Origin of the sequence: uncultured Brachyspira sp. (genome assembly GCF_910578695.1) — a bacterium.
Lineage (GTDB): Bacteria > Spirochaetota > Brachyspiria > Brachyspirales > Brachyspiraceae > Brachyspira.
Map to the genome: position 1 here is coordinate 17,132 of NZ_CAJTQJ010000016.1, position 26,014 is coordinate 43,145.

The following is a 26,014-nucleotide window of genomic DNA, read 5'->3' on the forward strand; positions in this document are numbered from 1 at the left end:
ATAATTTATTAAGTAAATAAAATTATGGAGTTATTAAATGCTATCTATAAATTACAAAAATGTGCTTGGATTTTTAAAAGAGTATGAATTAGAATATCTTTCAGAAAATGCTAAATATGCAAATGATCTTTTAGAAAAGAAAAAAGGTGCAGGCAATGATTTTTTAGGCTGGGTTAATTTACCAACTGAAGCTTTGAAAATGGCTAAGGAAATTGATGATTTGGGTAAGGAAATTAGAGAAAATGCTGAAATTTTAGTATCTGTAGGTATAGGCGGATCATATTTGGGAGGAAAGGCTGTAATTGAATCATTTTTAAATCCTTTTTCTCAGGCAAAAAAAGGAAGTACTCAGGTTATTTATGCAGGTCATAATATGAACGGAGAATATTTCAAGCATTTACTTGATTATTTAGAAGAAAAAGATTTTTATATTAATGTAATATCAAAAAGCGGTACTACAACAGAGCCTGCTATAGCTTTTAGAATATTAAAAGAGTATGCTGAAAAAAGATATGGTAAAGACGGAGCTTCTAAAAGAATAATAGCTACTACAGATAAGGCGAAAGGAGCTTTGAAAACTTTATCTAATGAAAATAAATATAGAACTTTTGTTATACCTGATGATGTAGGCGGCAGATATTCTGTACTTACTCCTGTAGGGCTTATACCTATAGCTGCAGCCGGCGTTAATATAGAAGAGCTTATTAAAGGCTTTGATTCTATGGCAAAATTGACTAAAGAAATGGATTATAAGAAAAACCCTTCTATGCTATATGCTATGCTTAGAAATGCACTTTACAGTAAAGGATACAGCACTGAAGTAATGGTAAATTATATACCTAGAATGCATTATATATCTGAATGGTGGAAGCAGCTGTACGGAGAAAGCGAGGGTAAGGATAAAAAAGGCATATTCCCTGCTTCTGTTGATTTCTCTACTGATTTGCATTCTTTGGGACAGTTTATACAAGATGGTAAAAGAGGATTATTTGAAACTGTTATAAGAGTGGATAAAGAAGATATTGATTTGACAATGAAAAAAGAGGATTCTGATTTAGACGGGCTTAATTATTTAGATGGAAAAACTTTGCATGAGATAAATAAGTCTGCATTAGAAGCTACAGTTTTAGCTCATGTTGATGGAGGAGTACCTAATATTATAGTTGATATAGATAAGATTACTCCTTTTACTATAGGAGAGCTTTTATATTTCTTTGAAAAAGCCTGCGGCATATCAGGGCATATACTTGGTGTTAATCCTTTTGACCAGCCCGGCGTTGAAGAGTATAAGAAAAATATGTTTGCTATGCTTGGCAAAAAGGGATATGAGGAAATGGGCAAAACTTTAAGAGCAAGACTAGATAAATAATATTATTTAAGTTTTTATAAATACCTCTGTTTTTAAGCAGGGGTATTTTTATTTTTTATTAATGGATATCCGAGTTTTTCTCTTGATTCTATATATGCAGCAGAAACTTTTTTCATAAGCTCTCTTACTCTTGCAATATATCCTGCTCTTTCGGTTACGCTTATTGCATTTCTGGCATCAAGCATATTAAATACATGCGAACTTTTCATAACCATATCATAAGCAGGAAGTATGCAGCCTTTATCCAAACATTTAATGCATTCTTCTTCATATTCTTTAAAATGCCTAAAATACATATCTATATCAGCTACTTCAAAATTATATTTAGAAAATTCTTTTTCACCCTGCAAATGTACATCCCCGTATTTTATGCCGTGCCCCCATTCTAAATCATATACATTATCAATATTCTGTAAATACATACAAATTCTTTCAAGTCCGTATGTTATTTCGCCTGTTATAGGCTTTAAATTTATTCCTCCTACAGCTTGGAAATATGTAAACTGAGTTATTTCCATACCGTCAAGCCAAACTTCCCAGCCTAATCCCCAAGCACCTAAAGTAGGGGATTCCCAATCATCATGAACGAATCTTATATCATGATCTTTAAAGCTTATTCCTAATGCTTCTAAACTTTGTATATATAAATCTTGAATATTTTCAGGAGAAGGCTTCATTATAACTTGATACTGATAATAATGCTGAAGTCTGTTTGGATTTTCTCCATATCTTCCGTCTGTAGGTCTTCTTGAAGGTTCTACATAAGCTACGCTGAAAGGTTCAGGTCCTAATGCCCTTAATGATGTTGCGGGATTAAATGTACCTGCTCCTACTTCTAAGTCATAGCCTTGCTGTATTATGCATCCGTTTTCACTCCAGAATTTATTTAATGTCATAATTAAATTTGTGAAAGTCATAATTGATTTATCTCCATATATTATTTAATTATAAAAACTAATTATATAATTATAAAAATTTATTATATATATTATAAAAAATTATTAATGCATTCAATTATATAGTATGATTAATTTTTATGCTATAAATTTATAAAAAATATTTATTTTTTGGAATTTAATAAATATATTTTAATTTGCTGATAATAAAGTTTTCATCTCATCATAAAGCTTTAATATATTATCTGAAATACTTTTTTTTACTGTGAAATTTTTAAATCCTTCAGCAGTTTCTACTCTTATATCTGTTATAGTTTTCATATCTCTGATTATATTTTCAGCATTTATACTATAGCTTCTATCAACATAAGATGTATCCATAAAATATATAGAAGTACCGTATATTATTTCGGTTTCAGCCTTAGGCATTAGAGATGTGTAATTTAAAGATATATATGTATTATCCTCAAATTTAAGTACAATTTTGCTGCTTTCTTTGATATTAAATGCTTCTCCTGTAATATACTGAGCTTCTAATATTATTTTATCAGTGCCTGCTATATTTTTTAATCTGAGTTTAATAGTTGATGACCAATAGTTTATAGAAATATAATCTGTCTGATAAAATTGATGTCCGTAGAAAGAATCATTTATTAAATGCACTTTTGCAGCACATGATGACAAGTTTATTATTAATGCAGATAATAGTAATATTTTTTTCAATATTTTCTCCATAAATATAATTATTTTATTCATAGTATAAATATTTTATTTATATTTATTATTATATAACCTATTTAGTTTTTGTAAATTAAAAAATAATAATAAAAATTATAAATGAGTATATTATAATTTATGTAAGATTGTTATTTATATAATTTATAATTATTAATAATTTAATAAATTTAATAATAATAAAGCAGTATAGCAATAAAAAATAATAATTAAATACTATAAATATAATTAGAATGCCTATTTAAGTTTATTTGCCTAACAATTTTTATTAGAGATAATAAAAATATAGTTATAAATTATAATTGCTATTTTAACAGTTTTATTGTACACTAATACATCAATATTTATTATTGTAAGGGGTTAATTAATGGAAAATTCTATGAAAAATATTACAGAAACGATAGCAGGCGAATGCCGTAACTTTAAACATACTCTAAAAGAAATATTATATGCAATAGTTATAGTTCTTCTTATAAATACATTTTTAATACAGAATTATCAGATACCGACAGGTTCTATGATACCGATTATAATGCCCGGCGATAGGCTTTTTGCAAATAGATTTGTTTACGGAGTTAAACTGCCTTTTACAGACGGACTTTTAGGATACAGACTTCCAAAAATAAAATCGCCTCAAAGGGGGGATTTGGTGGTATTTAGAGCACCGCCTTCAGCTTCTTTCGGATGCGAATCTGCTATGCCTTATTATGAGCCTTCTTCTTTAGTTCAAATGCTTAAACTTCCAGTGATGATATTTTCACTTACGCCTTTTACTTGGGATCCTAGATTTTTATTTGCTGATTTTATCGGAGAAAAACTTACAGGAGGTACTCATTTGGCGCCTGCAAATTTATTTTTCGGACTTAAAGCTGTTGATTTAGATCCTAGAAAAGAATTTGTAAAAAGAGTTATTGCAGTTTCAGGAGAAACTGTAGAGATAAGAGATAAAAAAATAATTATTAATGGAAATGAAATAGAAGATAAATGGGGTTATTTCTTTTATGGAAATGACAGAGAGTTCGTTCCTATTATAGATATTTACGGACCTATTTATGTGCCTAAAAAAGGAGATATTATAATATTTAAGAAATTAGTTGATAGGGCAGATTATTATAATGATTTAGGCTCTTTTGAAGTTTATATTAATGATAAAGTGGTAAGCGATGATATTAAATTATGGTATTGGATGAATATATATATACCTAATACTAAAGACAGACCAGATGAATATATATATAATGTTCCTGAAGATTATTTCTTTGTAATGGGTGATAATAGAGATCAAAGCTGTGACAGCAGAATGTGGGGATTAGTACCTTACAGACAGATAAAAGGTCAGCCTATGATTGTATGGATACAGTCAAAAAGACCTAAAGATGCAGAGCAGGGATTCTTTAAATATTTTATAATTAAATAAAAGACAAAAATATGTACAGTCAGATTTCTAAAGATACTTTAAAAGAATTATTCAAAATTTGGAAGGCTAAAAATACAGAAGATTTGGAAATAAAAACTTCTAATATATCTATGGTGTCTTTTAAATTTTATTCTTTATCTAAAGAGGCAAAAGATATAGTCATTTATATACTTAAGAATGAAGATAAAGAATTAAATTCTATAGATATAGCATATTCTCTAAAGTATACTCAAAAACAAGTACCGGCTTTTTTTGATTATGTGTATGAAATAAAAAAATCAGGACTTCTGTATTTAAAAATAAAAAGAAGAAGATTAAACTCTCATGATGATACCTTATATTTTTTACCGAATGTAAAATCAATAATAGAGAGTATTATTTTAAAAGATGATATTAAAATTCCTAACTATATAGATATTAATTATACTGCTAATACTTATAAAAAATATTTGAAAAAAATTATTCATATATATGAAAACGGCAATATTTTAGAATATAGTAAATCTAAAATTGATGATGATGAATTATTAATTCTTTGCAAAGCTAATATTATTTCTATTTATTTTTCTCAGAATGATTTTAAAGTATATCTTGCTGTGAATAATAAAAATGTTCTGCTGAATTTAGAGAAAAGTCTGAAAGATAATATTGAAAGCTCGGTTTTTATTTATAATCATTTCAATATATTAAATGATATTGATACTTTTATTTATGAATGCGATGTTCAAAGATTATCGGCTGATGATGTCAATATTAATTTTTTAACTAATAATTTGGATTCAAATACAATAATAAATATATGCTTGAAATTAGATTTAATAAAATTGGATAATAAAAATTCCATATCATTAGAATATGATAATATAAAAAAATATTTTTCAAATCCAATAGAAAATAGAATTGAGTTTATAATAAAAAATATTTATAAAAATTATTCTGATTATTATAAAAATATTCTTGCTGTGATAGAAAATGAAAGCATATCAAAATCAGTATTATTTATGAAATTGAAAGAAAAATATAATATTTCCATAACAGCAGAAAAATATAATAATATTATTTATTCTATGTTTATGCTTGGTATCGCAGAAGCCTCTTTTTATGAGAATGCAGTACTTGCTATTAGAAATACAAATAGCCATAATAATGAAAATAATTTTAGCAAATCATTTATCAATGGAAATTTTGAATTAACTTTAATAAATCATTATATGTTTTCTAATAATTTTATTTATATGTGCAATTTATATTTTGAACTTGATAAGCAGGAAACGGTTTATACTTATACTATGACTGAAGAAAGCATATTAAAAGGAAAAACTATTATAAGTAATAAAGAATCAGAATATTCTTTTGATAAGTTTTTAATTTTATTAAAAAATACATTATTAGATAATAATGTAGAAATTCCAAAGCATATAGAAACAAGTATAAGGCGTTGGTATGAAAGAGGTATTATTTCTTATGTATATGATAATGTTACTCTTGTTATAATAAAGGATGCAAATAAATTAGAAGAAATAATTCACGAGGCTAATAGAAAGGGTATTATTATAACAAAAATAAATGATGAATATGCTATAGTAAAATCAGGATCTTCCAGCAGAAAAAATCTTACAAAATTTTTAAGACAAAGAAAGATAATAGTAACATTCTAAAAAGCAGTAAAATATTATGATAGATTATTTAAATAAAGAAACCTATAATTTTTATTTACCTGAAAATTTAATAGCTACTAATCCTAATTATGAAAGAGATCATTGCAAATTAATGACTTTAAATAAAAATACAGGATATTTAGAGCATAAAATTTTTTCTGATATAATTGATTATTTGAATAAAGATGATATTTTAGTTTTAAATGACAGCAAAGTAATACCAGCCAGAATATATGCTAAAAAAAGTACAGGCGGCAGTTCAGAAATCTTACTTCTAAATAAAGTTGATAATGATGAAAGTATTTGGGAATGCATTATAAAGGGTAAGAATATAAAAGAAAAAGATATATTATATTTAGATTATAGCCATTTAGAAGAGGCAGGCAGTATTGAGGCATTAATAGTGCATGATAATATATCTGTAAAAACAATAAAGTTTTCAAAAGCCTTGACAAAAAATGTTTTAGATGCTATAGGCAAAGTTCCTCTTCCTCCTTATATTATTCAAAGCAGAAAGAAAAAGGGCGAAGAAGAATATAATTATAAAGATAAAGAGTTTTATCAGAATGTTTATGCCAAAAATGAGGGCAGTATAGCTTCCCCAACTTCAGGGCTTCATTTTACAAAAGAGCTTTTAGAAAAAATAAAAAATAATGGAATTTCAATTTGCTATGTTACTTTGCATGTAGGTTTTTCAACTTTTAATCCTCTTAAAGAAGATGATTTAAGAAATCATATTATGCATAAAGAAAAATTTATAATACCGAAAGAAAGCTATGATATTATAATCAATGCTAAAAAAGACGGCAGAAGGGTGGTGGCATGCGGAACTACTGCTGCAAGAGTTTTAGAAAGCGAATATAATAATTATGATTTTAAAAGACTTGAAGGCGAGGCAGATATATTTATTTATCCGCCTTATAAGTTTAAATGTGCTGATGCTTTAATAACCAATTTTCATACTCCGCATTCAACACTTCTTGCTATGGTAAGTGCTTTTGCAGGATATGATAATATTATGAATGCTTATAAGTCAGCTATAGAAAATAATTATAGATTTTTTTCTTATGGCGATGCTATGTTTATATATTAAAATATAATAATAAATGTATTAGGCATTTTTATTTTATATTTAAGTAAATTATTTTATAGTTTCTTTTATTACTCTATGAAAATTTTTATATTTTATTTTTTCTATTTCTTCAAAACTAAATCCTGATTGTTTTAATTTTGTTATAATATCATAAGATTTAGAAGCATTTTCTAATCCTTTTATATATGTATTATCTTCAAAATATTCATTATAATCAAAACCAAATCCTATATGTTCTGCTCCTATTTTTTCTGCTATATATTTTATATGATCTATTGCTCTATCAATATTTTGCTTATCCTCATTTTCATCAATAAAATTCCTATAAGAATTAAAGCCTATAACTCCATTAACATCTCTTACAGCTTTTAATTGTTCATCTGTAAGATTTCTCATATTATTGCATAAAGCTCTTGCATTAGAATGAGATGCTATAATGGGGCAGGAAATAATATCTATAACATCAAAAAAAGATTTATCATTTAAGTGAGATACATCAACTATCATTCCCTTATCCTGCATCTTTTTTATAACTTTTTTTCCTAATGGGGTTAACCCTTTATTATAATCTCCTCTTACACCTGATGCTAATTTGTTTTCTTCATTCCAAGTAAGACTTGCATGCCTAGCTCCGTATTCATAATACTCATCTATTAAATCAATATTATCATCTATTGATATAAGTCCTTCAAAGCCTATGAAAATATATAATTTATTTTCATTTTTTGCTTTTATAATATCATCATAATTTTTTGCTATTAGTATAATATCATCAATGTATGGAAGTTCTTTATTTATAGAATCTTGTATTTCTCTGACTCTTTCTAATGCTCTATCATAGTTTTTAGGCTCTGTCCATATAACAAATATAGAACCTTCTATTCTGCCTTTTATAAGATTATCATAATGATACTTTTTTATAATGTTATTTTCGCCTTTAGAAGTTTTTACAGCAACATCAGTCCATATATCTGAATGAGCATCGAATATCATATTTATTTCCTCCTGTTATATTAATTAATTGTCATAATTTTTAAATAATAATTTATTATTATTGTTATCGATAAACTTTTTTATTATTTCTAATAAAAATTATGAGCTTTAATACTCTGCCATTCTATGAATGTCAGACGCTCATAATTTTTATAATTTAAATTACAAGCTGATAGTTTACTTATGTCGTTGCAAGCTGCTCGTTTATCTCTTTATTTATTAATAAAAAACTTGTTCGTCGCTCTGCGGCCGATATCGGCATAATCTCTGTCATTTTGCGAATGTCAGGCACTCGCAAGTTTTTTATTTTATTACTATCGATAAACTTTTTTATTATTTCTAATAAAAATTATGAGCTTTGATACTCTGCCATTCTATGAATGTCAGAGGCACATAATTTTTATAATTTAAATTACAAGCTGATAGTTTACTTATATCGTTGAAAGCTGCTCGTTTATCTTTTTATTTACTAATAAAAAACTTGTTCGTCAATAATCCCTGACATTCTACGAATGTCAGGCACTCACAAGTTTTTTTATTTTATTACTATCGATAAAATAGCTTTAAATTAACTTATAACTTCTTTCATCAGTTATAAGTTGCTCGTTTATCTCTTTATTTATTAATAAAAAACTTGTGAGCGTCTTGCAAGTTCGCCAAAGGCGGACAGAGCTTTTTGCTGAAAGCACATAGAGCAGCGAACAATTTTTATTAGCAATAATAAAACAATTTTTTTAGCAATAAAAAAATTTATAGCTGGCAGCATTATAATACTGCATTAACCTGCTATATCTCCGTATTCTATATTTTTGTCCCCATCAACATACACTATAAGAGAATGATGTTTGAAATAATCAGGTTCAAAAAGTATATGTATAGTTGTATCAGGTCTAGTTTCATCTTCATCAAAATCTATTAATATTGTATCAGCATATACAGCATTAAAAAAATCTTCCTCTTTTATAGGTATTGTTATTAATTCTCCTGATTGGTTTTTGTATGTATTCTCATCTATTTGCTCGCAGGTTTTTACCCATTCTTCTGCCAATTCTAAACATTGTTTATTTATAAGAAAATCTATTATATTTTTTTTATGATCATTAAGCCATTTTAATATTTCATTTATTTTGTCTATATACTTTATGAGCATTTCAGATTTATCTGCTTCTTCTCCAAAATCTATTAATAATGATATTTTTTCATCGTCCCATAAATCACAGTCAGATTCATAAGAAAAATAATCATTCTCATAGAAATCTTTTATAATCTTATTCTTCATAATCTCCTCTTTTTATCATTTTTTAATTTTCTTTGACTGATTATTATTAAATATAGTAATATATTATCAATTTTTCAAGTATTTATATTTTTTTTTAACAGCATTTATAATTATACTGCATATTTCATCATCGTTAAAATACCCGCTGTCTATAGATAGATTATAATTTGACATATGTCCCCATTCTTCGCCTGTATAGTATTTATAGTAATTAGCCCTATATTTATCAGTATTTTTTAATTGAGTTTCAGCATTTTCCATTTTTACGCCGTATTCATTTATTATTCTTTCTATTCTATTTTTGTTTGGTGCATGTATGAATATATTAAAGCATTTATGAGATGTTTCTTTTAATATAAAATCTGCACATCTGCCTATTATTATGCAGTTTCCTTTATTTGCTATATCTTTTATTATTTCTCTTTGCATTTCAAATATTTTATCTAAAGTAGAATATTTCACCTCATCTGAAAATGGGCTTGAGAAATATTCTTTATGAAAAGCGGTAAAGAAAAGATTATCATTAGTAAATTTTTCTTCTATATCCTCTACATACTTCTTATTAATACTCATTTTTTTTGATACTATTTCTATAAATTCTCTGTCATAAAAACTTATGCCTAATTTTTCAGATATTGCTTTTCCTATGAATTTCCCGCCGCTTCCATATTGTCTGCTTATAGTTATAATAATATTTCCCATAATTCACTAATATCCTGCCGTTTATTTTATTATTATATTATTTGCATTATAATATAATAATAAAATAAATCTATATTTTAATTTTTTTCTTTATTATTTGTAAAAAATAGTTTGATTTTTTTTACATAATTGTTATTATGTAGCAATATTAATTTAATAAAAATAGTTATTTATAATTTGGAGGAAATAAACATGGCTGCTAAAACATTAGAAGAAGTTTTATATCAAATATTTCAAGGCGAATCAAATGCTGCAAATAGATATAGTTCATTTGGAAAGGCATCTAATAATAAAGTTATTCAAAAGGTATTTTCAACAACATCATTAGCAGAAAAAATACATGCTGAGAAAATGAGAAAATTAGCTTTAAGAATCGGATTAGATATGAGTAAATTTGTACCTGAACTTATGCCTACAGAACCTGCAGGAGATAGAGAAAATTTAGAAGCAGGTATAAAAGGGGAGGTTTATGAATCTACTATACTTTATCCTCAATTGGCACAGGTTGCAATAGAGCAAAAAAATAAATTGGTAAGCGATACAGTAAACTCTTTAGGTAAAGTAGAAACAGAACACGCTAAGCTTTTTCAAGATATCATAGATAATTTTTTAAATAAAGACGGGGATGTAACTTTCTATCTTTGTCCAAGCTGCGGTAATATTTACAGAGATAAATGCCCTGAAACTTGTGAAACTTGCGGAGGTTCTGGAAAAATGCTCCAAAAATATTAATATAGCAATTATTTTTTATATAATATATCAATATATTATTGACTTTATAACAAAACTATGTTAATAATGTTATATTGTAAAAATGAAGAGGTGAAGTATGAATATAGTGATAATCATCACCTCTGTTGTAGTTGCGTTTGTTTTTGGATATATAACCCGTTTTATTATCGCTAAAATTAAGCTTAATTCTACGGAGCTAATAACACATAAACTGCTTCAAAGTGCAAGGGAGCAGGCAGAAAATGAGAGAAAAACCATACTTTCTGAAGCCAATTCTGAAATACAAAGGGAACGTAGCAGACTAGAAAGCGAGAATAGAGACAGAAAAGCTGAAATTCAGAAATTAGAAAATAGAGTACTACAACGAGAGGCTAATATCGATAAAAAGTCTCAATATTTGGAAAATAAAGAGCATAATATTGAGAACAAAATGAAAAAAATAAAAGAGCAGGAAGATAAATTAACTTCTGTAATAGAAGAGGCTGAAAAAGAACTTGAAAGAATAGCAGGTTTATCAAAAGAAGAAGCTAAATCTAATTTAATAAAAGATATAGAAGAAGATGCCAAAAAGTCCGCCGCTAAAATTGTTGATAACATAGAAAAAAATGCTATAGAAGTAGGAGAGAAAAAGGCTAGGGAGATTATAGTGCAGACTATACAAAGACTCTCCAGCGAAGTAGCACAAGAAACTTCTGTAACATCTGTGTCATTGCCAAGCGAAGAGATGAAAGGAAGAATTATAGGAAGAGAGGGAAGAAACATCAGAATGCTTGAAACTCTCACAGGAGTTGATGTTATTATAGATGATACCCCAGAGGCTGTTGTAATATCATGCTTTGATCCTGTAAGAAAGCATATTGCTAAAGTTTCGCTGGAAAAACTTATATTAGACGGAAGAATACATCCTGCAAGAATAGAAGAAGTTGTTGAAAGAACCAAAAGAGAAGTTGAAGATTCTATAATGGAGGCAGGAGAAAATGCTATTGTCGACTTGAATCTTACAACTATGCATAATGAATTAATAAGACATATGGGAAGACTTCAATATAGAACCAGCTACGGACAAAATATGCTTCTTCATAGCAAGGAAGTTGCAAATATTGCTGCTATGATAGCCGCTGAAATAGGTGCTGATGTTGAAATGGCTAAAAGAGGTGCATTTTTGCATGATATAGGCAAAGCTATAGAAAGAGAAGGAGAAGGCTCTCATGCTATGAGCGGTGCTGATTTAGCTAAAAGATGCGGAGAAAAAGAAGGGGTAGTTAATGCTATAAGGGCTCATCATAATGATGTTGATACTCAAAGCGTAGAAGCTGTAATAGTGAAGGCTGCCGATGCTATAAGTGCGGCAAGACCGGGTGCAAGAAGAGAATCTTTTGAAAGTTATATAAAGCGTTTGGATAATTTAGAAAAAATTGCTGATAGTATAGATGGTGTTGAAAAATCATTTGCTATACATGCAGGAAGAGAACTTAGAGTTATGACTAAAAGCGATGTAGTAGATGATATTCAGGCTAAACAGATGGCAAGAGATATTGCTAAGAGAATAGAAGATGAATTAAAATATCCTGGTATTATTAGGGTTACTGTTATTAGAGAGACTAGGGCAGTTGAGGTTGCTAGATAATAATATAAATAAAAGGTAAATAAAAATGTCTGTAAAAAATATACTATGTATTGGAGATATTGTAGGTGTTGCAGGACGTTATGCTATAAGAAGGCATTTGGAAGAAATAAAATTAGAGAATAATATAGATTTTGTAATAGCTAATGGAGAGAATGCTGCTAATGGCATAGGCATTACTAGAGATACATCGGCTGAATTATTTGCTTCGGGTATAGATGTGCTTACTTCTGGTAATCATATATGGAATAATAGAGATGTTTTTGCTTTAATAGGTAATGAGCATAGGCTTCTTCGTCCTTATAATTATCCAAGCGATGCTCCCGGATTAGGTTATTATATATATGATATGTTAGATTGTAAGATTGGTGTTATTAATCTTATGGGAAGAACCTTTATGGATCCTTTAGATTGTCCTTTTAAAAAAGCCAATCTTGCAATTAAGCATATAAAAGAAAAAACCAATATAATATTTATAGATTTTCACGCTGAAGCTACAGCTGAAAAAATAGCTTTTTCATATTATCTTGAAGGGCAGGTTTCATGCATATTTGGCACTCATACGCATGTTCAAACAGCAGATGAAAAGATATTATCTTCTCATACAGCTTATATATCAGATGTTGGAATGTGCGGAAGTTATAATTCGGTTATAGGTATGAAAAAAGAGGCTGCTATTGCCAGATTTGTTACTAAAATGCCCCATAGATTTGAAGTTGAAACGAGCAGTCCTATGATTAATGGTATTATAGTGCAGATTGATACATCTACAGGCAAGGCTATTTCAAATAAACGCATAAATTTAGTATATCATAATGATATTGTAGAGAAACGCGAAAAGTAAACTGCATATTATTTTTATGGGGATGCTTATGGAAAATGATAATAGCCCTAAAATTTTTTTTAGACATTTCTTTATTTTTTATATAAAAGTTGCTGTAATTCATACTCTTACTTATATGTTTTTCGGTATGCTTTTTTCAAATATTTTTGATTATAAATCAATATACAGTAATGATATAGTTGTTAATTTTATGAGGGGATTTGAATCTCCTCTTACATTTATAGGTCCTTTTTTACAGCCTATAAGGGCGATATTTATAGCTATAGCTTTATTTCCTATTAGAAAAATTATAATCACTAAATTCGGCTGGTTTATAGTATGGCTTATATTTGTATGCATTGCGATTATATCAGCCCCTGCATCTGCTCCTAGTTCAATAGAAGGGTTAATATATACTCAATTACCTATAGAATTTCATCTTATTAATTTGCCCGAATTACTTCTTCAGACTTTTAGTTTTTCTCTTATACTTTGGATTTCTGAACTTCTGCCTCATAGCAAAAAAGAGTTTTCTAACAGAGCTTTTCTATCTAAAATATTCTTTTCGATTATATACACTATGATAGGCATATTTTTAATTTCTATATGCGGTATCATTATAATTAACTTTTTGGAATTAGATTATAATAATGCCAAATTAAACAAAGAAACTATTTCATATTTAACTGCTATATCTATACTTACAATTATTATCTCATATTCATTTGCAGATAAAGTTTATAAAAATAAATTATGGCTTTTACTCATAATTCCTTTAATTTTATTATTGTATATAGGCTTTCCTTATGGATATAATTATTTATTTAATACTGTTTATAATAATAAAATGGCTTTAATACCATATAGTTTATCAGCTATTTTAATGTCTATTATTTATTATATCATTTTTGCTGTTATTGTAAAAAAATTAAAAAATATTAAAAAGAATGATGTTTCTGATATAATTAAAACTGATAATGATGAGAATGAAGAAAAAGATGATATAAAACTTATAGATATTATACCAGAAAATAATGAGGATAATAGCAGTGATGACAATAAATAATGATATGTATTAATAATTTTTACTTGTTCGTCGCTCTGCATGCCGATATCGGTGTAATCTCTGCCATTTAGCGAATGTCAAGCACTCACAAGTTTTTTATTTTTTTATTGTTACTAGCGATAAACTTTATATATATTACTATACTCGTCTACGCCTATAATAAGCAAATAAATGACTTTGTCCGCCTTTGGCGAATTTATTTGCACGTCTGTGCCCCTGTGGGGCTGGCTTCGGCTTGCTTTTTTATTATTATTTTTAATAAACTCTGCCATTCTGTGAATGTCAGACGCTCATAATTTTTATATTTAGCTTTCTAGCATTTAAAAAATTATTAGTTTTATTATTGCTAATAAAAATTATGAGCTTTGATACTCTGCCATTCTTACGAATGTCAGACGCTCATAATTTTTATATTTAGCTTTCTAGCATTTAAAAAATTATTAGTTTTTATTATTACTAATAAAAAACTTGTTCGTTAATGATATCCTGCCATTCTGCGAATGTCAGGCACTCACAAGTTTTTTATTTTATTGCTAACAATATTTTTATCAGAGATAATAAAATTATAAAGCATACTCTTACTTTTTATTAACATCTGCAAATATATAAATAAGACATAAATTTTAAAATGTTTATTAATTTAACTACAGTAAATATTAAATGTAGTATTTTTTGTATAAAATGTAGTTTAAAAATAGGTTAGTAATAAATTTTTTTATTATTTAAAGCAAAATTATGATATATTGCTAATTTAAGATATTTACTTATGTCTTTTTTAGTATATTATATAATCATATAAAATAATTAATTTTTTAGATATGGCTTATGAAAAAGATATTTTTTTATTTAGTATTAATATTATTTGTAAACAGCTTTCTTCTTTTTTCTAAAGATAATATAGAAAGAGCTTCTTCTTATAATCCAAATTTCAGTTCTTCTAAATTTAATAATTGGCTTTTAGAGGCAGTATTTGACAAGAATAATATACCAAGTTTCAGATTTGTGGATAAAACAGATGATAAGTATTGGCAGATTATTAATGAAGATACCAAAGAATATAAATATAGCGGAAAAAATTCAAAAGCAGGAATGTTTTTTATATCATCTATGACATACTATCAATACAGAGGATATAATCCTTTATACACAGAAAAAAGAAATAAAGATAATGAAGATATGCTTAAACGCTTCTATTTTTATAGATTTACAGGAAAAGGCGGCGGAGTAATAACTTTAGATAATACATTAGTAGCAGTAGATATTTATACTAAATATGTATATATATACGGTGTTCCAGTAAAAGAAAATATTGTATTCGGAGTGGAAGTTCCTCTAAAATGGGGTCCTTCTGATACAGTTTCATATAGAGGCTCTGTTCTTCCTTTTTACAGATATGATCCTGTAGGTTATGTTAATGAAGACGGAAGCGTTGTTTTATATTCATCTTATCAGAATTCATTTTTGGATAAAGAAAACAGATATCAGCCGCTTTATAACAGCAAGTATATTTATAGATAAATCATAAATATAAATTTTATTTATTTATATTTTATTTATTATCTTTCTTTAATTGATTTTAAGTATATTTTGGATATTTGCCAATCATCATTATTCATAGATTTCAGTTTTGATTTTAATTTGGAAGTAAACTCAGCTATTTTATTTTTATCGCATATTTTAAACCCATCGCCTAAAAAATATAATCCTGTAATCCATTTTTGTTCTTTTCTAGTATACAGACAGTAAAAAGCATCTTCTCCTAATGGATATCTTATTTTTATATTGAATTTAGAATTTTCAGGAGGTATTATATAGTTTTTTCTTGCTTCTATTTTATTTTGGTATTCATTATTAAAGTCATTAGGGTACATTAGTATTGTATTGCCGTCATTTTGAAATGCAAAAATATATAAATAACCTTCATTATTGGATCTGAAATTTATTGTAAAACTTTCTCCTTCTATTATTTCACCCTTATCATATATTGCATTTGTTTTATTTTCTAATGTAATTCTCTCTATTCTTACATTTATATTTATTCCGTTTATAGGAGATTCTATTGATTTGAATATGGAGTTTGAAAAGTAAAATTCAAGGTATATGCATATTTCCTGTATCACTGATATGCTTTCATAATGATTTTTAAGTTTATATTCATTAAGTGTATCTCCAGTATTCATATCTATAACTTTAAAATTATACATTATTTCATAAAGTTCTTCATTTGATTTATATATTTCTTCTGTTTTTTCTATTTTTTTTCCTATGCTTTCTTCTATTAAGTCTCCTAAATCCTTTATTTCATTTTCATTACTTAAAATATTATAATTGCTTATATTGTTTGTATTTTTTAATATTTTTTCACTATCCATTATTATTGCGGCTTTTACTTTAAAATTTGATGCTATTGTAAGCCCTTCTTCTAAGGTGAGTTTATTAGTAGAAAATAATTTTTTCTTTTCTCGGTCTATAGAAATTGAAGTTTTTTGTTTAAGGTATGCAAATCTGTTTATAGTTTTTACTAATTCCTTTCTAAAAGGCTCATTAGCTCTTAAACTATTATCTAAATCAATCACAGCTATAAGCATTCTTTCTCTTGAATAAAGATTTAATGATATAATACTTATAATAAAAATATATTTTAATATAAACTTCAAAATCACTCCTAATATTCCAGAGCAGGTTTTATGCTGTTTTCTTTTTCATATAATTTTTCGAGCATATCCATAATTCTTGATAAATCATCTGAACTATAGTATTCTATTACTATTCTGCCTTCTTTTCCATTTTTATCTATAACATTAACTTTAGTAGAAAATATTTTTTCTAAATCATTTTCAAGCTGTCTTATATTAGGATCTTTTTTATTATCTTTTTTTATTTCATTTTGATTTTCTGTATTTGCAGCAGATATATTATTTTTTCTCTCTTTTACTATCCTTTCGCATTCCCTTACAGAATATCCATTTTCTGCTATTTCTTTTGCAAATATTTCTCTTTCATTTTCATCATTTAATGATAATATAGTTCTGGCATGTCCTTCTGTTATTTTAGATTCTAATATCAAATTTTGTATATTTTGGCTTAAATCTAATATACGCATAGAATTTGCTATAGTGCTTCTGTTTTTTCCTACTCTTAAAGCCAATTCTTCCTGTTTTATATCCAAATCATATATTAATTTTTTATAGCTTAATGCAATTTCTATAGGGTTTAAATCCGCTCTTTGTATATTTTCAATTAATGTAAGCTCAAGCATTTTTGAGTCAGCGATATTTTGCAGAACCAATGCAGGAACTTTGTATCTATTTAGAAATTTAAATGCCCTAAATCTTCTTTCTCCTGAAATTATTTGATATTTACCGTCTTTTTCTCTTAAAGTAATAGGGTTTATAAGTCCGTTTTCTTTTATAGATTCAGCAAGACCTTGTATTTCTTCTTCATTAAATATCTTTCTAGGCTGATCTGGATTTACATCTATAAGAGATATATCTATTTCTAATACTCCGTTTTTTTCTGCCTCTTCAGCCGCCCTTTTTATTTCTTTATCTGCTGATTTTATTAAGGCATTCATACCCTGACCGCCAAGTCCTCCTTTTCTGCTCATATAAATCCTCTTATAATTATATTACTTAATTTACAGCTTTTTCAAATTTAAAAAACTCTTTAGGACCGCTGTTTATTCCTTCAAGTTTATTATGTTCATTATAAAAAGCAGTTATACAAAAACCGCATTTATTTACATAAAAATTTATATTGCGTTTTTCAAAATACGGAGTATAGCATATCCAAGTTTTTGTTTGAGGATATTTATTTTCTATAGCTTTCCAAGATGAATATCCTATTTTTTTATTTTGATATTCAGGATAAATAAAAAAGAAATGCAGTTCATTATTATTAGTTTTATCATTTGTTTCTATTACTGCTCCGCCTACTTTTTCATTATTAAGAATTAAATGATAAGGGTGTACTTCATCTATACTTAAAGATTCTTCAATATCTTTTTCTTCTGGTACTTTATCTTCAATATTTTCTCCAAAATACATTTTTGCACCGAATATAAATGATTCCTGCAATTTATTTTTAAATATACAAATATCTTTTTTTTCTACATATTCTAAAATAATATTATTCATAAATGATATCCTCATATTAAAAAATCATAATTATTTAGATTTATCAACAAATTCTTTAGCAAATTCTTTATAGCTTCTGGCTCCTACACAGTCTTTATCATAATCGCCTATAGCTTTACCGTAAGAAGGAGCTTCGCTTAATCTTACATTTCTAGGTATCATAGTTTTATAAGTTTTTTCTTTAAAGAAATTGGCAACTTCCCTAACAACATCGGCAGATAATTTTGTTCTGGCATCATACATAGTAAGAAGTACGCCTTCTATCTTTAACTCTTTATTAAGATTTTCTTTTACAAGTGCTATTGTATTATTAAGTTCTGCTACTCCGTCTAAAGCATAAAACTCGCATTGTATAGGTATAAGTACAGAATCAGCCGCAGTCAATGCATTAAGAGTTAATATGCCTAAAGTAGGGGGGCAATCTATAATAATATATTCATATTCATTTTTTACAGTTTCTACAGCTTTTTTTAATTTATATTCTCTGGCTATTTCATTAACAAGTTCTATCTGAGCACCTACCAAATCGGAATCGGCAGGTATTAGAAATAAATTTTCCTGATATGTAGGTATTATAACTTCTTCTGTATCAGCCTGTCCTATCAATACATCATATACGCTCTTTTGCATTTGTTCTCTTGTAATGCCTATACCCAAACAAGCATTCGCCTGAGGATCTATATCTATAAGAAGAGTTTTATGTCCCATTTTGGCTATGCTGGCACTTAAATTAACAGCAGTGGTAGTTTTTCCTACTCCGCCTTTTTGATTGACTATAGCTATAACTTTAGACATAAATATATCCTCATAAATAAAAAATCTTATAAAATTAATTTATTATATCAAAATCGGCTATTTTATCAAGTTTTTATTATGTAAATTTTATTCATTAAAATATAAAAAAATAGTATAAATATATACTGTTATATTATTAATTTAATGGTATTTTAAATAATATTTATTATTTTATTTGAAATTATGGTAATATACTTTATAATTTTTTTATACCTTTTTATTATTTTTTTTACTTATCTTTACTTTATTTAAAAATCAATTTCAGAACTTTTATCAAAAAAATAGGCATTAATATATACTGTTGACAATGCATATTTTTTGTACTATATTATATATAGTTAGGGTTTTATCTTTTTATTTGTATTTTTATATAAAAATATTGTTGGGAGTATATTTTGTGAGTAAGTTCAGCAGTTTAACTTTTAAAATACCAATAACTATAAGTTTTATGTCTATATTAATGCTTGGTTTTTTATTAACAGCATCCATATTTTTTTCCAGCAAGGGCGTAAGGCAAAGTACAAATATGGGTTTTCAAAATACAGTAAATGCTTATGCCAGCTTATTTGATTCTATATTAAATTCTCAGATTATGGTTTCTATGTCCTATTCAAGCAGTGCTAATATTAGGAATTTTTTAATATATAGAAATGATGATTATGAGCAGGCAGCATTAATAGATTTGGATTTATTTATAAAAAGAAATGATTATGTAGAAAGCATATATGTTATAGATAAGATTGGAACTATTTTACTTGATAAGGATAATGAATTAACAGGTCAAAGTATGGAAAAATTGAGACCTGGTATGTGGAATAGACTAAATGCAGGCAATTTATATTCTGTTGGAAATAATATGAGGAAATCAGCAAAGACAGGGGAGTATACTATATCTATCGGAACTCAAATATTAGATTTTGAAGAAAATGTAATTGGTTATTTAGTATTAATAGTAAAATCTTCTACAATACATGATACTTACTTTAATGATATTACACTTGGTAAAACAGGAAGAATTGTTGCTGTAAATGATGAATTAAAAATTGTTATGGATACCGATTTTGGCAGTGTAGGTCAAGATGCCCCTGCTGAGTACGGCAGCATTTTTTCGCAAGGTTATCAAAACGGCAATTTGCAGTATATAAGAGATAATCATAATAGAACAGGATATTATGAAAAAATGAAAGTTCATCCTTGGATAGTTGCTTATGCTATGAATGAAGAAGAGATTTATGAAGTTAATAAATCTATTATTATATCCAGCATTATAATAGGCATTATATCTATGCTTCTCATGACATTTGTAGTTTTCTTATTCACTAAAAGTATAACAAAACCTCTTAATTTGATAGTTGAAGAAGCTAAAGAAATAGAAGAGGGCAGACTTATAATGCATGGAAGAAAATTAAACAGAAAAGATGAGATTGGAAAATTATCTGTTTCATTCCATAATATGAAATACAAGCTTATAGAGGTAATAGAAACAACTTTGCATAATGCAGATAAAATGTCGGAAGCGGCAAATAATATTTCAGAAGAAAATAAGGATTTAGCATTTAAGGCAGAAAATATAGCAGCAAATCTTGAAGAAACAGCTTCTTCTATGGAAGAGATATCTTCAGCAATAACAAGTTCGGCTAATAATTCAGTAAAAGGCAATGATATGATGAAATTATGCAGAGAATCTATAGAGGATGCAGCATTAATTATAACCGATACAGTTCAGAGTATGGCTGAAGTTAATGCCGATAGTGAGAAGATAAAAAATATTATTAAAGTTATAGAGGATATAGCTTTCCAAACTAATATTTTAGCACTTAATGCAGCAGTAGAGGCGGCAAGAGCTGGAGATCAGGGAAAAGGCTTTGCTGTGGTAGCAAGCGAAGTTAGAAGTTTGGCACAAAGCAGTCAGGACTCATCTAAAGATATAACAGAACTAATTAATCAGGTTTATGAAAAGATTAATAGAGCTAATAAAAAAGTAGAAAGTCAGGAACAGATTTTTATCGGTATAAAAGAAAGAATAGAAGAAACATCAAATATAATTAGAGATATAAGTTCAGCAGCATTAGAACAGCAGTCCGGAGTTTCTCAGGTAAATAAAGCTGTTATGGAGATGGATACCATTACTCAGGAGAATGCGGCATTAGTTGAGGAGGCTACTACTTCTTCTATGGAGCTATACAATGATGCAAAAGAACTGCAGTCTCTTATGAGCTTCTTTAGAATAGAGAAATAAAATATTATTTTTAAATATTAAATTCTTTTTTTAAAAAATAAAAATTAATAAAAATGTTTGCAAAATTGATAATAAATAATATAATATTAATATCCTAAATGAATAACTTTAATGTTTATCATAAAGGAATAATTTACTAATATATACTGATTTATTTAAAATGGAAAATGATAGAATTGCTGTTATAGGTATAATAATTGAAGACACTAATGATATATCAAAAGTGAATGATATTTTGCATAGCTACGGTGATTTTATTATAGGAAGAATGGGAATTCCTTATAGAGAAAAAAATATAAATATAATTAGTATAGTCTTAAATGCTCCTAGTGATAAAATTAATAGTTTAACAGGCAAACTTGGAATGCTTGACAATGTTTCTGCCAAAGCACTTTATGCAGGTAAAAAGTAACAAATTTTTTAACACTTTAATTATTAGGAGTTATATTTATGTCTTGTGCATCTTTATTTAAATACGATTCAAAATCAAAAAATGCAAATGAATTTATTAATGATGAAGAAATTTTAAAAACTATATATCAAATAGAAAGCGGAAATTACAATATTAGAGATATATTAAATAAAGCTAATGAAATGAAAGGGCTTGAACCTAATGAAGCATTGGCTTTACTTCTTTGCGATGATAAAAGCGTTGAAAATGAAATGTTTGAAATAGCCAAAAAAATAAAATTAGAAATATATGGGAATAGAATAGTTTTATTTGCTCCTCTTTATTTATCAAATTATTGTATTAACGGCTGTGTTTACTGTCCTTATCATGCAAAAAACAAACATATCGCAAGAAAGCAATTAACTCAAGATGAAATTATAGCAGAAGTTACTGCATTGCAGGATATGGGGCATAAAAGACTTGCATTAGAAACAGGAGAGGACCCAGATTATGCAAGTATGGAATATCTGCTTCAATCAATAAAAACAATATACAGCATCAAACATAAAAACGGAGCTATTAGAAGGGTAAATGTTAATATAGCGGCAACTACAGTAGAAAATTATAAGAAGTTAAAAGATGCAGGAATAGGTACTTATGTTTTATTTCAGGAAACCTATCATAAGCCTACTTATGAGAAAGTTCATACAAGCGGTCCTAAAAGCAATTATGAATATCATACTGAAGCAATGGACAGAGCTATGGAGGCTGGTATTGATGATGTAGGCATAGGCGTATTATTCGGGCTTTATGATTATAAATATGATTTTACTGCTATGCTTTATCATGCTAAACATTTAGAAGATACTTTTTTGTGCGGACCTCATACTATAAGCATTCCCAGAATAAGACCTGCTGATGATGTTGATGTTAAGAGTTTTCCTAATGCTATAACCGATGATTTATTCAAAAAAATAGCTGCTGTTTTAAGAATTGCTGTTCCTTATACTGGAATAATAGTTTCTACCAGAGAGAGTCAGAAATCAAGAGAGGAAGTTTTAGAAGTAGGAGTTTCTCAGATAAGCGGAGGTTCAAGAACTAGCGTAGGAGGATATGCTGAAGAGGAAGAAGAAAGCTCAAAGCAGTTTGAAATTTCTGATAACCGCTCTCTTGATGATATAATAAAATGGCTTGCCGATATTGATTATTTGCCTAGCTTCTGTACTGCCTGCTATAGAGAGGGAAGAACAGGAGACAGATTTATGGCTTTTGCTAAGAGCGGACAAATAAAAAATTTCTGTCAGGCTAATGCTGTATTAACATTAAAAGAGTATGAAAATGATTATGCTAAAGAGGAGACAAAAAAGTCAATAGATAAAATTATGATAAATGAAATAGAAAAAATACCAAATGAAAAAGTTAAAGTTAAACTGATAGATGCTTTGAAAAACATAGATAAAGGAAAAAGAGATTTTAAATTTTAATTTATTATTAATTTAGTTTTTGATATTTTTTATAAAAAACCTTAATAATAATATAAAGCATTATGGAATATTAAAAAATGAATGAAACACCTAACTCTAATAGAACTCATATAGCAATATTTGGAAGAAGAAATACAGGCAAATCAAGTATTATAAATGCAGCTGCAAATCAAGATGCAGCTATAGTTTCTGATACTGCAGGAACTACTACAGATCCTGTAAAAAAAGCTATAGAAATAAATACATTAGGAGCATGCACTATAATTGATACTGCAGGTTTTGATGATGAGGGAGAACTTGGAGCTTTAAGGATAGAAAAAACTAAAAAGATAATGGAATCGGCAGATATTGCATTGCTTGTATTTGATGCTTCTTTTAAAAACGATAATTATCTGCTTGAATTAAAATGGAAAAACGATCTTAAAAGTTTTAAAATACCTACTATAGCTGTTGTAAATAAAATAGATTTGAATAGTGACTATAAAAGTATAGAAGAAAATATAAAAGAAATTTTTAATTTACAAACTGTTTCAATAAGTGCTTTTAATAAATTGAATATAGATAAATTAATTGAAGCTGTAAAGTCGGCAATTCCAAAATCGGAGGAGATTAGCATTACAGGTCATATAGTTAATGAAGATGATATTGTTATGCTTGTTATGCCTCAGGATATTCAGGCTCCTAAAGGAAGGCTTATTCTTCCCCAAGTTCAGACTATAAGAGATATTTTAGATAATAAAGCTGTTATAATATCTTCTACATTCGATAAATTTGAAACAGCATTAAAAGCATTAAGCAAGCCTCCTAAAGTTATAATAACAGATTCTCAAGTTTTTAAAGAAGTAGAAAAATTAAAGCCTAAAGAAACTCTTCTTACTTCATTTTCGGTGCTTTTTGCAAGATATAAGGGTGATGAAGAAGTATATAAAAGAGGTGCTGATTTTATAGATAATTTAACTAAAGAGAGTAAAATATTAATAGCAGAAAGCTGTACTCATATTCCTTTGGAAGGAGATATAGGAAGGGTAAAAATTCCAAATTTATTAAAAAAGAAATTCGGATTTTCTTTTGATATTGATTATGCTCTGGGCAATGATTTTCCAGATGATTTATCAAAATATGATTTAATAATACATTGCGGCGGCTGTATGGGTACTAGAAAGCATATATTAAATAGAATAAGAAAATGCGAAGAGCAGAATATACCTATAACAAATTATGGTATGGCTATAGCAAAAATAAATAATGTTAAATATATATAATAAATAAAATTAAATATATTTAATAAAATAAGGAAATTAAAAATTGATAAATATAAGCAAAGCAAAAGAGATAATTGATAAAATAGATATTGAAGAGAAAATATCTAAAGAAGATGCTTTGACTCTTTTATCATCTTTTGAATATAAAAATGATATTAATATAAAAGATTTAAGTTACGATGAAAAGAAAGAAATAAATGTTCTGAAAGAGTATTTGAGAGTAAAGGCTAGAGATAAAGCTGATAAAATATTCGGAAAATATATTTTTATGAGAGGACTTATAGAGTTTACTAATTATTGTAAAAATGACTGTATATACTGCGGAATAAGAAAAAGCAATAAAAATGCTCAAAGATACAGACTTAGTAAAGAAGAAATTTTATTATGTGCAGATATCGGCTATAAAATAGGGTTTAGAACTTTTGTGCTTCAAGGAGGAGAGGATCCTTATTATAATATAAATATTATGTCTGATATAGTGAATGCTGTTAAAACAAAATATAATGATTGTGCTTTAACATTATCAATAGGCGAGAAAGAAGAAGAGTATTATAAAATATTAAAGGAAAAAGGTGCTGACAGATTTTTATTAAGACATGAAACTGCTGATAATACTCACTATTCAAAACTTCACCCTAATAATATGAGTTTAGAAAATAGGAAAGAATGCCTTATGACATTAAAAAAGTTAGGTTATCAAACAGGCACAGGCATAATGATAGGAAGTCCGTATCAGACTTTAGAAAATATTGCTGATGACTTGGTATTTATGCAGAATATAAATCCTGAAATGATAGGAATGGGTCCTTTTCTGCCTCATAATGATACTCCGTTTGCCGATGAAAAAAAAGGAGAATTGGAGCTTACATTAATACTTATAAGCATAGTCCGTTTGATTTTTCCATCAGCATTAATACCTGCCACTACTGCACTTGGTACTTTGAAAGAGGGCGGAAGAGAACTTGGAATTTTACACGGCTCTAATGTTGTTATGCCTAATTTATCTCCTATGAATGTGAGAAAAAAATATCTGCTTTATAATGATAAAATAGCAACAGGTACAGAATCTGCAGAGGGTGTTGATAGTTTAAGAAAAAGCATAGATGATATTGGGTATATTCTTACAGGAAGCAGGGGAGATTTTGACATAAACCGAGGATATTCTGACATAAATAGAAAAAATAATTTTGATAACTGTATTTGTAAAAACTGAGATTATATATTTACATATACTCAAATATATATTAGAATAGCGTATATTATTTTAGGGGCTGTCCTAGATAACTTAAATTTGTTAAAATTTAGGTATGAAACGCAGTA

The 26,014-nt window shown here is 27.5% G+C and carries 23 protein-coding genes; 14 read left to right on the forward strand and 9 right to left on the reverse strand.

Features of this window, described 5'->3' with window-relative positions; genetic code table 11:
- Positions 1 to 37: 37 nt before the first annotated feature.
- Positions 38 to 1,369: a glucose-6-phosphate isomerase gene (locus QZ288_RS06195; protein ID WP_295156486.1), complete on the forward strand. Its 1,332-nt coding sequence runs from the start codon at positions 38 to 40 to the stop codon at positions 1,367 to 1,369.
- A 32-nt stretch (positions 1,370 to 1,401) separates the two neighbouring features.
- On the opposite strand, the gene glyQ is transcribed toward QZ288_RS06195, so the two are convergent.
- The gene (gene glyQ / locus QZ288_RS06200) at positions 1,402 to 2,286 is read right to left on the reverse strand and encodes a glycine--tRNA ligase subunit alpha (RefSeq protein ID WP_295156488.1); all 885 of its coding nucleotides are present in this window, start codon (positions 2,284 to 2,286) and stop codon (positions 1,402 to 1,404) included.
- Between the two features lie 171 nt (positions 2,287 to 2,457).
- On the reverse strand, positions 2,458 to 2,988 hold the full coding sequence (locus QZ288_RS06205; RefSeq protein WP_295156490.1) for a hypothetical protein: 531 nt from the start codon (positions 2,986 to 2,988) through the stop codon (positions 2,458 to 2,460).
- A 379-nt stretch (positions 2,989 to 3,367) separates the two neighbouring features.
- Here QZ288_RS06205 and lepB point away from each other — a divergent pair, with 379 nt between their 5' ends.
- Genes lepB through queA form a run of 3 tightly spaced genes read left to right on the forward strand, consistent with a single transcriptional unit; the run spans position 3,368 to position 7,168 of the window.
- A complete protein-coding gene (gene lepB, locus QZ288_RS06210; protein ID WP_295156492.1) occupies positions 3,368 to 4,417 on the forward strand; it encodes a signal peptidase I in 1,050 nt (349 codons plus the stop codon).
- Between the two features lie 11 nt (positions 4,418 to 4,428).
- Positions 4,429 to 6,075, forward strand: a complete 1,647-nt coding sequence (locus QZ288_RS06215; protein WP_295156495.1) for a hypothetical protein — start codon at positions 4,429 to 4,431, stop codon at positions 6,073 to 6,075.
- 16 nt (positions 6,076 to 6,091) lie between these two features.
- Positions 6,092 to 7,168, forward strand: a complete 1,077-nt coding sequence (queA, locus tag QZ288_RS06220; RefSeq protein ID WP_295156497.1) for a tRNA preQ1(34) S-adenosylmethionine ribosyltransferase-isomerase QueA — start codon at positions 6,092 to 6,094, stop codon at positions 7,166 to 7,168.
- 48 nt (positions 7,169 to 7,216) lie between these two features.
- Here the strand turns inward: queA and QZ288_RS06225 are convergent, their stop codons facing one another.
- The 3 genes from QZ288_RS06225 to QZ288_RS06235 form a co-directional block, all read right to left on the reverse strand.
- Positions 7,217 to 8,161, reverse strand: coding sequence for a membrane dipeptidase (locus QZ288_RS06225; protein WP_295156500.1), 945 nt, complete (start codon positions 8,159 to 8,161; stop codon positions 7,217 to 7,219).
- A 778-nt stretch (positions 8,162 to 8,939) separates the two neighbouring features.
- Positions 8,940 to 9,440 carry a hypothetical protein gene (locus QZ288_RS06230; RefSeq protein ID WP_295156502.1) on the reverse strand — a complete coding sequence of 167 codons (501 nt, stop codon included), beginning with the start codon at positions 9,438 to 9,440 and terminating at the stop codon, positions 8,940 to 8,942.
- Positions 9,441 to 9,506: 66 nt separating this feature from the next.
- Positions 9,507 to 10,142 carry a cytidylate kinase-like family protein gene (locus tag QZ288_RS06235; protein WP_295156505.1) on the reverse strand — a complete coding sequence of 212 codons (636 nt, stop codon included), beginning with the start codon at positions 10,140 to 10,142 and terminating at the stop codon, positions 9,507 to 9,509.
- Positions 10,143 to 10,334: 192 nt separating this feature from the next.
- Between QZ288_RS06235 and QZ288_RS06240 the strand changes: the two genes are divergently transcribed.
- The 5 genes from QZ288_RS06240 (at position 10,335) to QZ288_RS06260 (ending at position 15,905) form a co-directional block, all read left to right on the forward strand.
- Positions 10,335 to 10,874 carry a ferritin family protein gene (locus QZ288_RS06240; RefSeq protein WP_295156508.1) on the forward strand — a complete coding sequence of 180 codons (540 nt, stop codon included), beginning with the start codon at positions 10,335 to 10,337 and terminating at the stop codon, positions 10,872 to 10,874.
- A gap of 97 nt (positions 10,875 to 10,971) precedes the next feature.
- Positions 10,972 to 12,501 (forward strand): ribonuclease Y, encoded by a 1,530-nt coding sequence (gene rny, locus QZ288_RS06245; RefSeq protein WP_295156511.1) that lies wholly within the window; start codon positions 10,972 to 10,974, stop codon positions 12,499 to 12,501.
- A 25-nt stretch (positions 12,502 to 12,526) separates the two neighbouring features.
- Entirely contained in the window at positions 12,527 to 13,342 is an 816-nt protein-coding gene (locus tag QZ288_RS06250; RefSeq protein WP_295156514.1) for a TIGR00282 family metallophosphoesterase, read from the forward strand.
- A gap of 28 nt (positions 13,343 to 13,370) precedes the next feature.
- Entirely contained in the window at positions 13,371 to 14,387 is a 1,017-nt protein-coding gene (locus QZ288_RS06255; protein ID WP_295156517.1) for a hypothetical protein, read from the forward strand.
- 825 nt (positions 14,388 to 15,212) lie between these two features.
- Positions 15,213 to 15,905, forward strand: a complete 693-nt coding sequence (locus QZ288_RS06260) for a hypothetical protein (RefSeq protein ID WP_295156519.1) — start codon at positions 15,213 to 15,215, stop codon at positions 15,903 to 15,905.
- Between the two features lie 38 nt (positions 15,906 to 15,943).
- Here QZ288_RS06260 and QZ288_RS06265 read toward each other — a convergent pair whose 3' ends face one another.
- Genes QZ288_RS06265 through QZ288_RS06280 form a run of 4 tightly spaced genes read right to left on the reverse strand, consistent with a single transcriptional unit; the run spans position 15,944 to position 19,318 of the window.
- Positions 15,944 to 17,044, reverse strand: a complete 1,101-nt coding sequence (locus QZ288_RS06265; RefSeq protein WP_295156521.1) for a DUF4384 domain-containing protein — start codon at positions 17,042 to 17,044, stop codon at positions 15,944 to 15,946.
- Between the two features lie 8 nt (positions 17,045 to 17,052).
- Entirely contained in the window at positions 17,053 to 17,994 is a 942-nt protein-coding gene (locus QZ288_RS06270; RefSeq protein WP_295156524.1) for a ParB/RepB/Spo0J family partition protein, read from the reverse strand.
- Between the two features lie 25 nt (positions 17,995 to 18,019).
- A complete protein-coding gene (locus QZ288_RS06275; protein WP_295156527.1) occupies positions 18,020 to 18,523 on the reverse strand; it encodes a GNAT family N-acetyltransferase in 504 nt (167 codons plus the stop codon).
- A gap of 30 nt (positions 18,524 to 18,553) precedes the next feature.
- Positions 18,554 to 19,318 (reverse strand): AAA family ATPase, encoded by a 765-nt coding sequence (locus tag QZ288_RS06280; protein ID WP_295156530.1) that lies wholly within the window; start codon positions 19,316 to 19,318, stop codon positions 18,554 to 18,556.
- 397 nt (positions 19,319 to 19,715) lie between these two features.
- On the opposite strand from QZ288_RS06280, the gene QZ288_RS06285 reads away from it, so the two are divergent.
- The 5 genes from QZ288_RS06285 to hydE all read left to right on the forward strand — a co-directional run bounded on the left by QZ288_RS06285 (position 19,716) and on the right by hydE (position 25,907).
- Entirely contained in the window at positions 19,716 to 21,557 is a 1,842-nt protein-coding gene (locus tag QZ288_RS06285) for a methyl-accepting chemotaxis protein (protein ID WP_295156533.1), read from the forward strand.
- Between the two features lie 160 nt (positions 21,558 to 21,717).
- Complete coding sequence (locus QZ288_RS06290; protein ID WP_295156536.1) at positions 21,718 to 21,969, forward strand: TM1266 family iron-only hydrogenase system putative regulator; 252 nt, start codon at positions 21,718 to 21,720, stop codon at positions 21,967 to 21,969.
- 38 nt (positions 21,970 to 22,007) lie between these two features.
- Positions 22,008 to 23,432: a [FeFe] hydrogenase H-cluster radical SAM maturase HydG gene (hydG, locus tag QZ288_RS06295; protein WP_295156539.1), complete on the forward strand. Its 1,425-nt coding sequence runs from the start codon at positions 22,008 to 22,010 to the stop codon at positions 23,430 to 23,432.
- Positions 23,433 to 23,509: 77 nt separating this feature from the next.
- Positions 23,510 to 24,694 (forward strand): [FeFe] hydrogenase H-cluster maturation GTPase HydF, encoded by a 1,185-nt coding sequence (gene hydF, locus QZ288_RS06300; RefSeq protein WP_295156542.1) that lies wholly within the window; start codon positions 23,510 to 23,512, stop codon positions 24,692 to 24,694.
- Between the two features lie 43 nt (positions 24,695 to 24,737).
- Positions 24,738 to 25,907: a [FeFe] hydrogenase H-cluster radical SAM maturase HydE gene (hydE, locus tag QZ288_RS06305; protein WP_295156543.1), complete on the forward strand. Its 1,170-nt coding sequence runs from the start codon at positions 24,738 to 24,740 to the stop codon at positions 25,905 to 25,907.
- Positions 25,908 to 26,014 lie beyond the last annotated feature (107 nt).

Bases quoted from the DNA above. Each gene is read 5' to 3' on its own strand.
- QZ288_RS06195 (WP_295156486.1), top strand. From the start codon at position 38: ATGCTATCTATAAATTACAAAAATGTGCTTGGATTTTTAAAAGAGTAT.
- glyQ (WP_295156488.1), bottom strand. From the start codon at position 2,286: ATGACTTTCACAAATTTAATTATGACATTAAATAAATTCTGGAGTGAA.
- lepB (WP_295156492.1), top strand. From the start codon at position 3,368: ATGGAAAATTCTATGAAAAATATTACAGAAACGATAGCAGGCGAATGC.
- QZ288_RS06215 (WP_295156495.1), top strand. From the start codon at position 4,429: ATGTACAGTCAGATTTCTAAAGATACTTTAAAAGAATTATTCAAAATT.
- queA (WP_295156497.1), top strand. From the start codon at position 6,092: ATGATAGATTATTTAAATAAAGAAACCTATAATTTTTATTTACCTGAA.
- QZ288_RS06225 (WP_295156500.1), bottom strand. From the start codon at position 8,161: ATGATATTCGATGCTCATTCAGATATATGGACTGATGTTGCTGTAAAA.
- QZ288_RS06230 (WP_295156502.1), bottom strand. From the start codon at position 9,440: ATGAAGAATAAGATTATAAAAGATTTCTATGAGAATGATTATTTTTCT.
- QZ288_RS06235 (WP_295156505.1), bottom strand. From the start codon at position 10,142: ATGGGAAATATTATTATAACTATAAGCAGACAATATGGAAGCGGCGGG.
- QZ288_RS06240 (WP_295156508.1), top strand. From the start codon at position 10,335: ATGGCTGCTAAAACATTAGAAGAAGTTTTATATCAAATATTTCAAGGC.
- rny (WP_295156511.1), top strand. From the start codon at position 10,972: ATGAATATAGTGATAATCATCACCTCTGTTGTAGTTGCGTTTGTTTTT.
- QZ288_RS06250 (WP_295156514.1), top strand. From the start codon at position 12,527: ATGTCTGTAAAAAATATACTATGTATTGGAGATATTGTAGGTGTTGCA.
- QZ288_RS06255 (WP_295156517.1), top strand. From the start codon at position 13,371: ATGGAAAATGATAATAGCCCTAAAATTTTTTTTAGACATTTCTTTATT.
- QZ288_RS06260 (WP_295156519.1), top strand. From the start codon at position 15,213: ATGAAAAAGATATTTTTTTATTTAGTATTAATATTATTTGTAAACAGC.
- QZ288_RS06270 (WP_295156524.1), bottom strand. From the start codon at position 17,994: ATGAGCAGAAAAGGAGGACTTGGCGGTCAGGGTATGAATGCCTTAATA.
- QZ288_RS06275 (WP_295156527.1), bottom strand. From the start codon at position 18,523: ATGAATAATATTATTTTAGAATATGTAGAAAAAAAAGATATTTGTATA.
- QZ288_RS06280 (WP_295156530.1), bottom strand. From the start codon at position 19,318: ATGTCTAAAGTTATAGCTATAGTCAATCAAAAAGGCGGAGTAGGAAAA.
- QZ288_RS06290 (WP_295156536.1), top strand. From the start codon at position 21,718: ATGGAAAATGATAGAATTGCTGTTATAGGTATAATAATTGAAGACACT.
- hydG (WP_295156539.1), top strand. From the start codon at position 22,008: ATGTCTTGTGCATCTTTATTTAAATACGATTCAAAATCAAAAAATGCA.
- hydF (WP_295156542.1), top strand. From the start codon at position 23,510: ATGAATGAAACACCTAACTCTAATAGAACTCATATAGCAATATTTGGA.